The sequence below is a fragment of the Bacteroidota bacterium genome, from assembly GCA_038746285.1.
Lineage (GTDB): Bacteria > Bacteroidota > Rhodothermia > Rhodothermales > JANQRZ01 > JANQRZ01.
In genome coordinates this window covers 1-12525 of the sequence record JBCDKT010000081.1, presented here as the reverse complement: position 1 = coordinate 12525, position 12525 = coordinate 1, and the positions used below count along the sequence as shown (strand labels likewise).

General features: G+C 69.7%; 12 protein-coding genes. 9 read left to right on the top strand and 3 right to left on the bottom strand.

Going from position 1 to position 12525, the window contains the following annotated elements:
- Together AAGI91_16800 and AAGI91_16795 are read right to left on the bottom strand one after the other, a co-directional pair.
- Positions 1–183 (bottom strand): hypothetical protein (locus AAGI91_16800; protein ID MEM1044269.1); only part of this gene is annotated, 183 nt, incomplete at its 3' end.
- Between the two features lie 35 nt (positions 184–218).
- Positions 219–1439, bottom strand: coding sequence for a DUF819 family protein (locus AAGI91_16795; protein ID MEM1044268.1), 1221 nt, complete (start codon positions 1437–1439; stop codon positions 219–221).
- A gap of 127 nt (positions 1440–1566) precedes the next feature.
- Here AAGI91_16795 and hemA point away from each other — a divergent pair, with 127 nt between their 5' ends.
- The 7 genes from hemA to AAGI91_16760 all read left to right on the top strand — a co-directional run bounded on the left by hemA (position 1567) and on the right by AAGI91_16760 (position 8785).
- Positions 1567–2919: a glutamyl-tRNA reductase gene (hemA, locus tag AAGI91_16790; GenBank protein ID MEM1044267.1), complete on the top strand. Its 1353-nt coding sequence runs from the start codon at positions 1567–1569 to the stop codon at positions 2917–2919.
- A complete protein-coding gene (gene hemC / locus AAGI91_16785) occupies positions 2897–3859 on the top strand; it encodes a hydroxymethylbilane synthase (GenBank protein ID MEM1044266.1) in 963 nt (320 codons plus the stop codon). The genes hemA and hemC overlap by 23 nt, the downstream gene beginning before the upstream one ends.
- Positions 3860–4003: 144 nt before the next feature.
- On the top strand, positions 4004–4726 hold the full coding sequence (locus AAGI91_16780; GenBank protein MEM1044265.1) for a uroporphyrinogen-III synthase: 723 nt from the start codon (positions 4004–4006) through the stop codon (positions 4724–4726).
- Positions 4719–5795 (top strand): uroporphyrinogen decarboxylase, encoded by a 1077-nt coding sequence (gene hemE / locus AAGI91_16775; GenBank protein MEM1044264.1) that lies wholly within the window; start codon positions 4719–4721, stop codon positions 5793–5795. The genes AAGI91_16780 and hemE overlap by 8 nt, the downstream gene beginning before the upstream one ends.
- Positions 5796–5827: 32 nt before the next feature.
- The gene (gene hemF, locus AAGI91_16770; protein ID MEM1044263.1) at positions 5828–6808 is read left to right on the top strand and encodes an oxygen-dependent coproporphyrinogen oxidase; all 981 of its coding nucleotides are present in this window, start codon (positions 5828–5830) and stop codon (positions 6806–6808) included.
- Positions 6809–6938: 130 nt separating this feature from the next.
- The gene (hemH, locus tag AAGI91_16765) at positions 6939–8237 is read left to right on the top strand and encodes a ferrochelatase (GenBank protein ID MEM1044262.1); all 1299 of its coding nucleotides are present in this window, start codon (positions 6939–6941) and stop codon (positions 8235–8237) included.
- Complete coding sequence (locus AAGI91_16760) at positions 8234–8785, top strand: class I SAM-dependent methyltransferase (protein ID MEM1044261.1); 552 nt, start codon at positions 8234–8236, stop codon at positions 8783–8785. The genes hemH and AAGI91_16760 overlap by 4 nt, the downstream gene beginning before the upstream one ends.
- A gap of 12 nt (positions 8786–8797) precedes the next feature.
- Here the strand turns inward: AAGI91_16760 and AAGI91_16755 are convergent, their stop codons facing one another.
- Positions 8798–9172 (bottom strand): four helix bundle protein, encoded by a 375-nt coding sequence (locus AAGI91_16755; GenBank protein MEM1044260.1) that lies wholly within the window; start codon positions 9170–9172, stop codon positions 8798–8800.
- A 96-nt stretch (positions 9173–9268) separates the two neighbouring features.
- Between AAGI91_16755 and hemL the strand changes: the two genes are divergently transcribed.
- Together hemL and AAGI91_16745 are read left to right on the top strand one after the other, a co-directional pair.
- Positions 9269–10657 (top strand): glutamate-1-semialdehyde 2,1-aminomutase, encoded by a 1389-nt coding sequence (gene hemL, locus AAGI91_16750; GenBank protein MEM1044259.1) that lies wholly within the window; start codon positions 9269–9271, stop codon positions 10655–10657.
- Between the two features lie 230 nt (positions 10658–10887).
- Positions 10888–12213 (top strand): type II and III secretion system protein, encoded by a 1326-nt coding sequence (locus AAGI91_16745; GenBank protein MEM1044258.1) that lies wholly within the window; start codon positions 10888–10890, stop codon positions 12211–12213.
- The last annotated feature ends 312 nt before the right edge of the window (positions 12214–12525 follow it).

The window sequence follows — 12525 nt, the reverse complement described above, 5'->3', positions numbered from 1 at the left end:
GCGCTCGGAGAGGGCGAACGCCTCGGCGGGGTCGGCGACGGGCTCGGGCATGAGGACGTGCTCGACGACCTCCTCGATGCGCGAGACGTGGACGACTTCCAGCCCTTCGATGGCGGATGCCTTGATCTCGGCGATGTCCTTACCCCGCCCCTTATGCGGCACCGCGCCGCACAAGCGTAGCACGGGGTACGAAAAGACGGCGAGGCCGCAACGACTGCTCACCCGCCGGCCGCGAGGGCGAGCATCCACGAGCACGCGAGCGCGGCGTAGATGCCGAGGATGTAGCCCGCCACGGCCATGAGCAACCCAACCGGGGCCATCGCCGGGTGGTAGACGCCCGCCACGATCGGGGCACTCGCCGCGCCGCCGACGTTCGCCATCGAGCCGGTGGCGACAAAGAACAGCGGGGCCTTGAGTAGCTTCGCTGCGGTGAACAGGAGCGCGATGTGGATCGAGAGCCAGACGACGCCCGTGAGGAGGTAGAGCGGGGCGTCGAGGACGGCCGTGAGGTCGCCCTGCGCGCCAATCGAGGTCAGGAGGAGGTAGAGCGCGACGTAGCCGATCCGGCTCGCGCCGTCGGCCTCGAAGCTCCGCATCCGGGTGAACGAGAGCGCGAGCCCCGCCGTGACCGCGATCAGCACGGCCCAGGTCCCGCTGGAGATGATCGTCGGGTCGCCGAGCGTGGGGAGGGCCCCGCCGAGCACGCGGGACAGGACGGCCGCGCCGATGCCCATGCCGATGATGATGCCGCCGGTCTCGATCGTGAGCGGCCGCCGCGTGGTGTCGATCTGGCGCAGCGTCTCGTCGACGCGGTCCATCGCCGAGGTGTCGGCCCCGACCCAGGCGTTGAACCGGCCCTGCGAGTTCGAGAGGAACAGCAGGATCGCCATCCACCCGTAGCCGACGAGCGTGTCGACTACGATCACCGGCCCGAGGTCGCGCAGGCCCACCGACTCCTGCACGGCGACCATGTTGGCCGTCCCGCCGATCCAGCTTCCGCTGAGCGCCGCGAGCCCCTTCCACGCCTCCGGGTCCTCGATCAGCCGCCCCACCACCAGAAACGCCACCGGCCCGCCGATCACGATCCCCGCCGTCCCGACGACCAGCATCAGGAGCGCGAGGCGGCCCATGCTCAGGATCGCCCGGATGTCGATCGTCAGCATGAGCAGGAACAGCGCCATCGGGAGCAGGAGGTACCCGAAGAGGCTGTACGCTGCGTTGACGTACCCCGGCGTCGTCTCGGTCTCGGGCACGTAGGGCGGCGTGACGCCGAACGTCGTCAGCAGCATCGGCACGAAGTAGGCCCACAGGACCGGCGGGACGACGTCGAAGACCTTTTTAAGGGCCGGCACCCGCGACAGGGCGAAGACGCCGGCCAGCACCGAGGCGAGCAGGGCCGCGACGTGGATCGGATCGGTGACAAGCGCGTTCGGTACCATCGAGCAAGCGGAAAGCGGAAAAGCGGGAAGCTAACCCCTGTGCACCTAGCGGTGCCTTTCAATCGGTTTTCAAGACCCGCGCTCCCGGACGATAGTATGATAGTGGAGTCGATCCAAACGGCCTTGTATGACCTTTTATAGCTTTGGTCTGAACCACGAGACAGCGCCCGTCGCGGTGCGCGAAGCGTTCGCGCTCGACGAAGGGGCTCGGCGCGAACTCTACGGCCTGCTCCGCCTCTCGGCGTCGGCAGAGGTCGTGCTGCTCTCGACGTGTAACCGCACCGAGGCCATCCTCTTCGGCTACCCAGCGGACATCGCCGCGGTACAGACCGCGCTCGGCGTGCGCGCTGGCCTCCCGTGGCCGGAAGAGCACAGCTTCGCCCTCACCGACGAGGCGGCCGTGGGCCATGTGCTCCGCCTCGCCTCCGGCCTCCAGTCCCAGGTCCTGGGCGACGCGCAGATTCTGGCCCAGGTCAAGGACGCCTACCGCGTGGCGGTCGAGGAGGACGCGGTCGGGAGCCTGCTGCACCGGCTGATGCACACGGCGTTCCGCGCCGCCAAGCGCGTCCGCACCGAGACCGCGCTCTACGAGGGCGCGGCCTCCATCTCCAGCCTCGCCGTCCAGGCCGCCCGGCGGCACTTCGAGGAGACGACCGGCACCGGCCTCGGCGACCGCCGCGCGCTCCTGCTCGGGACGGGCGAGATGGGGATGGCCGCCCTCAAAGCCCTCGCCGCCGAAGGGACGAACCTGACCGTCGCCAACCGCTCGCGGGTGCGCGCTGAGGTCGCCGCCTCGCTTGTCGGGGCCGAGGTCATCGACTGGGACGCGCGCCACGACGCCGACGCCGACCTCGTGCTCGTCGCCTCGGGGGCCGACGCGCCGATCTTCCACGCCGACCGGCTGCCGCCGCGCTCGGCGGGCTCGCCCTGCCTCGTGGTCGACGTCGCCGTGCCGCGCAACGTGGACGCCGCCGTCGGTGCCGTGCCGGGCTACACGCTCCTCGACCTCGACCTCCTCGGGCGCTGGCGCGACGAGACCTGCGCCGCCCGCACCGCCGCGCGCCCCGAGGCCGAGGCCATCTGCGGTGCCGAACTGGCCGACTTCGTCGCGTGGGTCTTCAACCACGAGGCGCTCCAGCCGACGATCCAGGCGCTCCGCGACACCTTCGAGGCGATCCGGCAGCAGGAGATCGAGCGCCACGCCCACCGCTTCGAGAGCGTCGACGCCGACGAGCTCGACCGGCTCACGCGCTCGATCATGCAGAAGCTTCTCGCCGTCCCCGTCGTCCGGCTCAAGAACACGGAGTCCGACAGCCTCGACTTCGCGCGTGGCATCCGCACCCTCAGCCGCATCTTCGCCCGCCCGGACTGCGAGGACGAGTCCGCGACCCCAGGCCCCGCGGCCCCAGGCTGCCCGGTCGACCACGGGCGCGAGGCGTCCACCGAAGAGGCCGTCCGTGAAGATCGGCACGCGCGGTAGCGCCCTCGCGCTCTGGCAGGCCCGCCACGTCGCGGACCGGCTGCGCGCCGCCGGCCACGCCGCCGAGATCGTCACGTTCACGACGAAGGGCGACCGCATCCTCGACGTACCCCTCGCCGAGATCGGCGACAAGGGATTGTTCACCGCAGAGCTGGACCGGGCGCTGCTGGCCGGGGCGATCCACCTCGCGGTCCACTCGCTCAAAGACCTCCCGACCACGCTCCCCGAAGGCCTCGTCCTCGCCGCCACCACGGAGCGCGCGTCGCCCTGGGACGCGTTCGTCGCCCACCCTGACGTCAGGGGATCTCTTGATGGCTTGCCCGAGGGCGCGACACTCGCCACCTCGTCGCTCCGGCGGCAGGCCCAGCTTCTGGCGTGGCGGCCCGACCTCCGCGTCGTCCCCGTGCGCGGCAACGTCCCGACCCGCCTCGCCAAGCTCGACGCGAGCGGCCCGCCGAAATCGGGCGGGTGGCACGGGGTGATCCTGGCGGCGGCGGGGCTCGAACGGCTCGGGTTGGAAGACCGCATCCGGGAGCGCATTGACCCGGCGGTCATGCTACCTGCGGTCGGACAGGGTGCGCTCGGGATCGTCTGCGCCGAAGGCGACACGGAGACCGCTCGGACGCTGGCGTCAGCGCTCGACCACCCCGATACGGCCGCGGCGGCGACGGCGGAGCGGGCGTTCCTGCGCCGTCTCGAAGGCGGCTGCCAGGTGCCGGTAGCGGCCTGGGCGCGCCTGGAAGCAGGTACGCTCATGCTCGACGGAGCCGTAGCCAGCCTCGACGGGGCGGCGCACCTCCGCGACGCTGCCTCCGGCACATCCGCCGAGGCCGGAGCGCTCGGCACCGCGCTAGCAGAGCGGATGCTGGACGCCGGTGCCGGAGCCATTCTCGGCGCGATCCGTGAGACGTCCAAAGCGCAGACGGGGAGGGATGCATGACACGGTGTGTCTTCGGGATCAGGCCCTTGTCACACGTCGTCCCCGCGCAGGCGGAGACCCACGGGCCGAAGCAGCCGGTGGGTCCCGGCTCGGGGGCCGGGAGGACTTCCGGTTGTGGAATGAGGACCCTCTGAAATAAAACCAATGCCTGCTTCTCGCCCTGTCATTCTGCTGCTTCGCCAGCTCGCCGAGCCGGACCCCTTCGTCGCCGCCTTCGAGGCGCTGAACGTCGAGGCCCGCTGCCTGCCGGTGCTGCGGTTCGCGTTCGAGAACGAGGCCGTGCTGCGCGAGCACCTAGCGCATCCGGGCGGATATGCAGGGCTGGTCCTGACGAGTCCGCGCGCGGTCGAGGCGCTGCGCGAAGGTAATCTGGCTGCGTGGGAGGCCAAGCCCGCGTTTACGGTCGGGCCAGCGACGGCAGCGGCGGCCCGGTCGCTCGGGCTCCAGGCTGAGGGCGGCGAATCCGGCCACGCCGAAGCCCTCGCCGGCAGCATCACCGAGCGCACGTTCGACCGCCCGCTGCTGTTCGTCTGCGGCGACCGCCGCCGCGAGGTGCTGCCCGAGCGGATGCGCGCGGCGGGTGTCCCGTTCGAAGAATGCGTCGCCTACCGCACGGTCCTCCTGCCGTCCGCGCTGAACGTCCTCGCGGCAGACCCGCCCGACTGGGTCGCCTTTTTCAGTCCCTCCGGGGTCGAGGCCGCGCTGCAGGCCGCAGGTTTTCCGTGGAACGGATGCGCGCTCGCCGCCATTGGACCCGCCACCGCTGCTGCCCTCGACGCAGCCCACCATCCGCCCGATGCCGTTGCATCCGCGCCGACACCCGACGCACTCGCCGCCGCCGTCCGCCGCCACCTCGCCCATGCCTGACCCCGCGCCTGCTGCCCCCTCGGAGCACCCCCCGCTCAAGAACGATCTCCTGCTGCGCGCCGCACGCCGCGAGCCGACGGAGCGCGCGCCCGTCTGGGTGATGCGGCAGGCCGGGCGCTACCTTCCCGAGTTCCAGGCCGTCCGCGCCGAGCACGACTTCTTCACCGTCTGCCGCACGCCCGAGCTCGCGTGCGAGGTCACGCTCCAGCCGCTGCGCCGCTTCCCGCTCGACGCCGCGATCATCTTCTCCGACATCCTCGTCGTGCCCCAGGCGCTCGGGCTGGAGGTGCAGATGGTCAAGGGCAAAGGCCCGCACTTCCCCGAGCCGCTCGCCGGGCCGGGCGACCTCGGCCGGCTCAGTACGCCCGACGTGCAGCGCGAGTTGGGCTACGTCTACGACGCCGTCGCCCTCACGCGCCGCGTCCTCGGCGGACGGTGCCCGCTCATCGGGTTCGCCGGGGCGCCGTGGACGCTCGCGGCCTACATGATCGAGGGCGGCGGGAGCAAAACCTTCTCGAAGAGCAAGGCCTGGCTCTGGGCCCACCCCGAGGCCAGCCACGAACTGCTCCAGGCCGTCACCGACGTTGTCGCGGACCACCTCGCGGCGCAGGCCGAGGCCGGGGCGCAGGCGCTGCAGGTCTTCGACTCGTGGGCCGGGCTGCTCTCGCCGGCGCAGTTTGCGGCCTTCGCGCTGCCCTACCTGACCCAGATCGCCGACCGGCTCAAGGCCTCGCACCCCGACGTGCCGCTCGTCGTCTTCGCCCGCGGCGCGCACTACGCCCTCGACGCGCTCGCCGCGAGCGCCTACGACGTAGTCGGCCTCGACTGGACGATTATGCCGGCCGCCGCCCGCGCCATCGCCGGCGACCGCGCCGCGCTCCAGGGCAACCTCGACCCGGCCGCGCTCTACGGGTCGCCCGCTGCAATCCGCGAGGCTGTCGGGCAGATGCTCGCCGGCTTCGGGACCGGGGGTTACATCGCCAACCTCGGCCACGGCATGCACCCGGACCACGACCCCGAGCACCTCGCTGCCTTCGTCGAGGCCGTGCAGGAGCTTTCGGCTCGGTAAGCCACCCTAGACCTCTTGATATCCTCACGCTGATGCTCGACGACCACCGCCGCGCGGAGCGGCTCCGCCAGGAAACGCGCACCGACCGGTCGCTCGGCGAGCGGATGCAGGCGTTCGTCGAGGCGCTCCAGACGCGGATCTGCCGGGCGTTCGAGCGCCTCGACGGCGCGGCGACGTTCACCTCCGACCGCTGGGAGCGGCCCGGCGGTGGGGGCGGGCTGACGCGCATCATCAGCGGGGGCGAGGTGTGGGAGAAAGGGGGCGTCAGCACCTCGGCCGTGCACGGCGACCTGCCGGCGCGGATGGTCGAGGCGCTCGGCGTGAGCGCGGGGCGGTTCTTCGCCACCGGCCTCTCGCTCGTCATGCACCCGCAGAACCCGTATGTCCCGGCAGTCCACGCCAACTTCCGCTACTTCGCCCTCGGCGACGACCCGTTGGACCCTGCCGACCAGTGGTTCGGCGGCGGGGCCGACCTCACGCCGGTCTACCCCGACCGGGCCGACGCCGAGCACTTCCACGGCGTCTGGAAGCAGGTCTGCGACGCGCACGACGTGGCCGACTACCGCGCCTTCAAGCGGCAGTGCGACGCCTACTTCTACCTCCCGCACCGCGAGGAGACGCGCGGCGTCGGCGGCATCTTCTTCGACTACCTCCGCGACGACCCCGAGGGCACCTTCCTCTTCGTCCGCCAGGCCGGGCGGGCGTTTCTGTCGTCCTACGTCCCCGTTGCCGAGCGCCGCAAGGATACCCCTTGGGGCGGGCGCGAGCGCGACTTTCAAGTGCACCGGCGCGGCCGCTACGCCGAGTTCAACCTGGCCTTCGACCGGGGGACGCGCTTCGGGCTAGAGACTGGTGGGCGGACCGAGAGCGTGCTGATGAGCCTGCCTCCGGTCGTGCGCTGGGACTACGACCAGAGGCCTGAGCAGGGCACGCCGGAAGCCGAGGCGCTCGCCTTCTTCCGACCGCACGACTGGCTTGGCGTGGAAGCGGGCGAAGGTTCTGAGGAGATTTAAGGCTGCCCGGACAACTCACCGAAACTTCGACCGCGAAGGGAACGGGCACCCCAGGTTTGCCTTAACTAGAGTGAGTGCGGAGCTTTCCGCGCATACGCTACCGCGCAGGGATAAATTTGAGAGTCAGTCGATGACGCCACGCGAGTTCCTGAAGGTATACAACTACGACAAGCGCCTCATCACGGGGGGCTACTACTCGCAGCAGCCGGTGAGCGTGGAGCCAGGCGACCGCGTGGGCGTCGTGATGATGAACCTCGGCGGCCCTATGAAAGAGGAGGACGTCGAGCCGTTCCTCTACAACCTCTTCATGGACCCGGCCATCATCGATATCCCGGTTCCGAAGCGGCCTCGCCACTGGCTCAGCCGGCTCATCTCCCGGAAGCGCGCCAAGTTCGTCGGCGAGGACTACAAGATGATCGGGGGCAACTCGCCGATCAACCAGCTCACGCGCGAGCAGGCGGAAGCGCTCGAATCCCGCCTCAACGCCCGCTACGGGCCCATCACCGGAGCGACGTTTCACACCTACGTCGCCATGCGGTACTGGCTGCCGTCGAGCGAGGACTGCGCGGAGCAGATGGACGCCGACGGCATCGACAAGGTCGTTCTGCTGCCGCTCTACCCGCACTACTCCAAGACGACCACAGGTGCGTCGCTGGTCTACCTGAAAGCGCTCGAAGAGGCCGGCGAGATGACGCCGCGCCCGACCTCGCTCGTCTACGAGTACGCCCGGCACCCGTACTTCGCCCAGGCCATCAGCGAGCGCATCGACGAGGGGCTGCAGCGCTTCTCGCACGGCGTCCGCGACCGGGTCCACCTGCTGTTCTCGGCCCACGGCACGCCGGTCAAGGAGATGAAGCAGCGCCGCGACCCGTACTGCTGCCTGGTCCACTCGACGGTGCAGTCCGTGATGGACCTGCGCGCCAAGCGCGAAGACCGCCCGTTCCACGTCGCCTTCCAGAGCAAGGTCGGCCCGGCGGAGTGGCTCACCCCGAGCACCCCGGGCAAGCTCGAAGAACTCGGCGAGGAGGGCGTGAACGCGGTCCTCGTCATTCCCGTAGCCTTCGTCACGGACCACATCGAGACGGCCTACGAGCTCGACATCGAGGTGCGCGAGGAGGCTGAAGAGGCCGGCATCGAGCACTACGAGGTGACGTGCGGGCTCAACAGCCACCCGCTCTTCATCGAGGCGCTCGCCGAGGCCGTCGCCGCCCAGATGAGTTCGACGCGGGTCACCGAAGGGGACGGGGCCGCCGCTGCGCTGCCCCGGCCGATCCCATCGCTGCCGCGCCACAAGTCCAAGAACCGGACGGTGCGCTGCCACCAGTGCCTCTGCATCACCGAGGCACACTGCTGGGACCAGGCGAGGGTCGTCTCCGAACCCGCCATCCGCGCCGACATCTCCGTTCGCCGCGACAGGGACGCAGCATGAGCACGGCCCTGGAAGCACCGCCTCGGCCGCCGTCCGCGCACCTGCTCCGAACGATGGCGGCCGTCCCCGTGCAGAGCCGCGTGCTCGACCTCGGCTGCGCCACCGGCCGCCACACCGAGCCGCTCGCCCAACTTGGCTTCGACCTGTGGGCGTGCGACGAGGACGAAGCGGCCGTTGCCGCGACGCGCGACCGGCTGGCGGAGACTGTTGGCGAAGAAGAGGCCGCCCGGCGCGTTACGCCCGCCCGCACCGCCGCGCTGGGCTACCCCGACGACCACTTCGACTGGGTCGTGGCCTACGGCACCTACGACCGGGCCGGCTCCGCCGCCGAGGTCAAAGAGATGCTGGCCGAGACGCGCCGCGTGCTCAAGAACGGCGGCTGGGTCCTCACCGCCTTCCGCCGCGCGCTCGCCGGGCCGGCGATGACCCCCGAGACCCTCGCCAAGCTGTTCGCCGAAGCCGGCCTCGCCCTCGCCGAGGACCCGGTGGAAGAGGAAGACGTAGTGCGAGGGATCTTCCGCCGGGTGGACCTGGGAACGCCAGTCTGAGGCTATTGGCTGTTAGCTTTTGGCTCTTGGCTTCTTGGGATCGACACGTTGGATGAAGGCGTTGAGCATTCGTTTGGCCTCTGCGATCTGTCGAGCGAGGTCGCCGTAGACAACAGCATCCAAGTAGCCCAGGTCTGAAGCGAGAAAAAGCTGATATTCAACTTCGTTGGCGGAGCCTTGTGCGATTCGCAGGAAGCGAGCGAAGTCGCCATCGCTGTCTCGTCCACATCCTTCCGCAATATTCGACGGCACGGACGTAGCAGCTCGCCGAAGCTGACTCGTCAGACCATACTGCTCCTCCTTCGGAAAATGCGCTGTGACTCGATAGATGACCAGAACTAGCTGGTGAGCTGTCTCCCAGACTCGAAGGTGCTTGAAATCCTGCATGGCACAACATCCATTTTGTGAGACTCGTCGGTTGAGGAGCACGAGCTAAAAGCCAACAGCCAGAAGCCAACAGCCCCCACCCTAAAGACAACCTTGATGCCCGCTCATAACCTTTCCCAGAGCAAGACCCTGTTCGCAACCGCCCAGCACGCCATCCCCGGCGGCGTCAACTCGCCCGTCCGCGCCTTCAAGAGCGTGGGTGGCACGCCCGTGTTCTTCGAACGTGCCGCCGGGCCGCACCTCTTCGACGCCGACGGCAACCGCTACGTGGACTACATCGGGAGCTGGGGGCCGATGCTCTTCGGGCACGCCCACCCGGACGTCGTCCGCGCCGTGCAGGACGCCGCGACGCGCTCGACCTCGTTCGGGGCGCCGACCGAGATCGAGATCCGCCTCGCCGAGCTCGTCGTCGAGCTCGTGCCGAGCGTGGAGAAGGTCCGCTTTGTCAACTCGGGGACCGAGGCCACGATGAGCGCCGTCCGCCTCGCGCGCGGCTTCACCGGGCGCGACAAGTTCGTCAAGTTCGAGGGGCACTACCACGGGCACGGCGACTTCTTCCTGATCGCCGCCGGCAGCGGCGCGATGACCTTCGGCGAGCCGAACTCGCCCGGCGTCACCGAGGGCAACGCCCGCGACACGCTCCTCGCCACCTTCAACGACCTCGGCAGCGTCCGCGACGTGCTCGAGGCGAACCGGGGCGAGGTCGCCTGCGTCATCGCCGAGCCGATCGCGGGCAACATGGGCTGCATCCCACCCGCTGAGGGCTTCCTCGAAGGGCTGCGCGCGCTCTGCGACGAGCACGGCGCGATCCTCATCTTCGACGAGGTCATGACCGGCTTCCGGGTCGCGCCGGGCGGCGCGCAGGAGCGCTACGGCGTCACGCCCGACCTCACGACGCTCGGCAAGATCATCGGCGGCGGCCTGCCGGTGGGGGCCTACGGCGGCCGGAAGGACATCATGGACTACGTCTCGCCCGCCGGGCCGGTCTACCAGGCGGGCACGCTCTCCGGCAACCCCCTCGCCATGCACGCGGGCTACGCCGTCCTCCGCCGCATCGCCGACGACCCCGGGGTCTACGACCGGCTCGAGCGCTACGGCGACCTCTTCGAGAGCGGCACCCGGGGCAACCTCAGCGCCCTCGGCCTCGACCTCTACCAGACCCGCGTCGGGTCGATGGGCTGCCTCTTCTTCAGCGGGGAGCCGGTGGTGGACTCGCCCTCGGCGCAGCGCTGCGACGCGGCGCGCTACGGGCGCTACTTCCACGCGATGCTCGAGGAGGGCATCTACCTCGCCCCGAGCCAGTTTGAGGCGTACTTTTTCTCTGACACGCACGGGGCCTCGGACCTCGCCGACACGCTCAACGCGCAGCGCTGCGCGCTCGAGCGGGCCTTCGACGACGCGTGGGAGCCGGCGGCTACGGTGCCGGACCCCGTGCAGGTGGACGGGCAGCGCGGCGTCAGCGGCCTCCGCTCCCCGGCGAGCTGACCGGTCTGCGCGCGGCCGGGGGGAGCCTGGCCGCCCATTGACCAAGAGGAGTGTCACGTTTTGTTGCGCGGCCTGCGCATTATGCCGGACAGGTGCAACGCCGGGGAGACGGCGTGCGGGGCCGTAGGCCGGTTTGCAAATCCGGGCGTAGTGCGTGATCTTCCGGCTGCTTTCTGCGACCCTAGCCGCCGGCGAGGCTCGCGGCCTCCTTCTCGCCACCCGATCACCGCATGCTCCGTTTCCTCGTACCCCGCTACCTGCCCGCCTGCGTGCTCCTGTTCGCCGCAGGCCTGCTCGCCCAGGACGCGCTGGCCCAGATCGACCCGACGCCGCCCCAGCGGCAGATCCGCACCTACATCCCGCCCGACCAGCTCGTCTCGTTCTCGGCCGAGACCCCGTTCAACCAGTTCGTCGAGTTCGTCAACCCGCTCTTCCAGCGCGTCACCGGCAAGGCCGTCGTGGACCTCACCGAGCGGACCGCCCCCATCGGCGTCAACGTCTCCGGCCTCCAGTTCCTCGACGCGTTCGAACTCGTGCTCGCGCAGTCGGGCCTGGTCTACCGCGAGACCGACCGCTACTTCCTGGTCGAGCCGTTCTCGGCGGCGGGCGATCCGAGCGTCGTGGGACCGGCCACGCCCGCCCCGGTCGTCGTCTCGCGCACGCCCGAGGTGACGGGCGACGACCGCGAGATCCGCATCGACGCCATCATCTTCGAGGCCAACGTAGACCGCCTGCGCGAACTCGGGACTAACTGGACCCGCCTGCTCGGCAGCCAGCAGCAGGGCGGCGGGGGCGGCTCGACGGGCAACGACAGCAACCGCCTCCGGCTCTTCCTCAACACCGAGCCGCTCTTCGACCAGCTCTCCGACGTGCTCACCGGGCCGGACCAGATCGACCTCGCGGAGATCAACGCGTTCTTCCGGCTCCTCGAGTCGCGCGGCGTCGGCGAGACGATCTCGAGCCCGAGCATCGTGGTCCGCAGCGGGGAGGAGGGGCGGATCCAGAGCGGGTCCGACATCCCGGTGACGCTCCGCGACTTCGCCGGCAACACCGTCGTGCAGTACATCGCCACGGGCGTCATCGTCACCGTGCGCCCCGTGCTCATCCTCGACGACGAGGACCCGGGCCGCGACCCAGTCGAGTTCATTCACCTCGTCGTCGACGTGGAGAAAAGCTCGGGCCGGCTCGGCGGTAACGGGCTCATCATCGACAAAAACGAGGCGGCGACCGACGTGCTCCTGCTCGATGGCGAGCAGACCGTCATCGGTGGGCTCTACTCGACCGAGGAGTCGGTCTCGCGGAGCGGCATCCCGATCCTGATGGACATCCCACTGCTCGGCTACCTCTTCTCGACCAAGAACCGCTCGCTCATCGAGCGCGAACTGATCATCGTGCTGCAGACGCGCCTCGTGGATCCGCTGCGGGAGCGGGCGCAGCGAGCCTTCAGGACCGACATCAGAGACGAGGAGCGGGAGGACGTCCGGCGACGTCTCCTGCGGGCCAACCCCACGACGGAGCCGTACCTGGACGAGCTACCGGAGAACGACGACCAGTGAAGCGGCATCGTAAGAGACCGTTGAGATTTCGAACGTGAAGGCGAGAGCGAAAACCGAACCCGCCGAGGCGCGGGAGGAGTCCGATGCCGCGCATCGGGTGACGAGCGCAACGACGACGGGGCGGTTTGCAGCCGCTCGTAGCCCGCGAGCGTGAATCCTCAACAGTCTCTAATACCAGTTCTTCAGGATAGTGTCTCACCTACACGAGGTCGTCCCCGCGTAGGCGGGGACCCATGCACCCCCCTGTGTGAAGCGCCGCCGCCTGATGGATGCCCGCCTGCGCGGGCATGACATGAGAGTGAGGCAACAATC

What these genes read in the sequence shown, in the direction of transcription:
- AAGI91_16795 (MEM1044268.1), bottom strand. Translation starts at nt 1,439, where the DNA reads ATGGTACCGAACGCGCTTGTCACCGATCCGATCCACGTCGCGGCCCTG.
- hemA (MEM1044267.1), top strand. Translation starts at nt 1,567, where the DNA reads ATGACCTTTTATAGCTTTGGTCTGAACCACGAGACAGCGCCCGTCGCG.
- AAGI91_16780 (MEM1044265.1), top strand. Translation starts at nt 4,004, where the DNA reads ATGCCTGCTTCTCGCCCTGTCATTCTGCTGCTTCGCCAGCTCGCCGAG.
- hemE (MEM1044264.1), top strand. Translation starts at nt 4,719, where the DNA reads ATGCCTGACCCCGCGCCTGCTGCCCCCTCGGAGCACCCCCCGCTCAAG.
- hemF (MEM1044263.1), top strand. Translation starts at nt 5,828, where the DNA reads ATGCTCGACGACCACCGCCGCGCGGAGCGGCTCCGCCAGGAAACGCGC.
- hemH (MEM1044262.1), top strand. Translation starts at nt 6,939, where the DNA reads ATGACGCCACGCGAGTTCCTGAAGGTATACAACTACGACAAGCGCCTC.
- AAGI91_16760 (MEM1044261.1), top strand. Translation starts at nt 8,234, where the DNA reads ATGAGCACGGCCCTGGAAGCACCGCCTCGGCCGCCGTCCGCGCACCTG.
- AAGI91_16755 (MEM1044260.1), bottom strand. Translation starts at nt 9,172, where the DNA reads ATGCAGGATTTCAAGCACCTTCGAGTCTGGGAGACAGCTCACCAGCTA.
- hemL (MEM1044259.1), top strand. Translation starts at nt 9,269, where the DNA reads ATGCCCGCTCATAACCTTTCCCAGAGCAAGACCCTGTTCGCAACCGCC.
- AAGI91_16745 (MEM1044258.1), top strand. Translation starts at nt 10,888, where the DNA reads ATGCTCCGTTTCCTCGTACCCCGCTACCTGCCCGCCTGCGTGCTCCTG.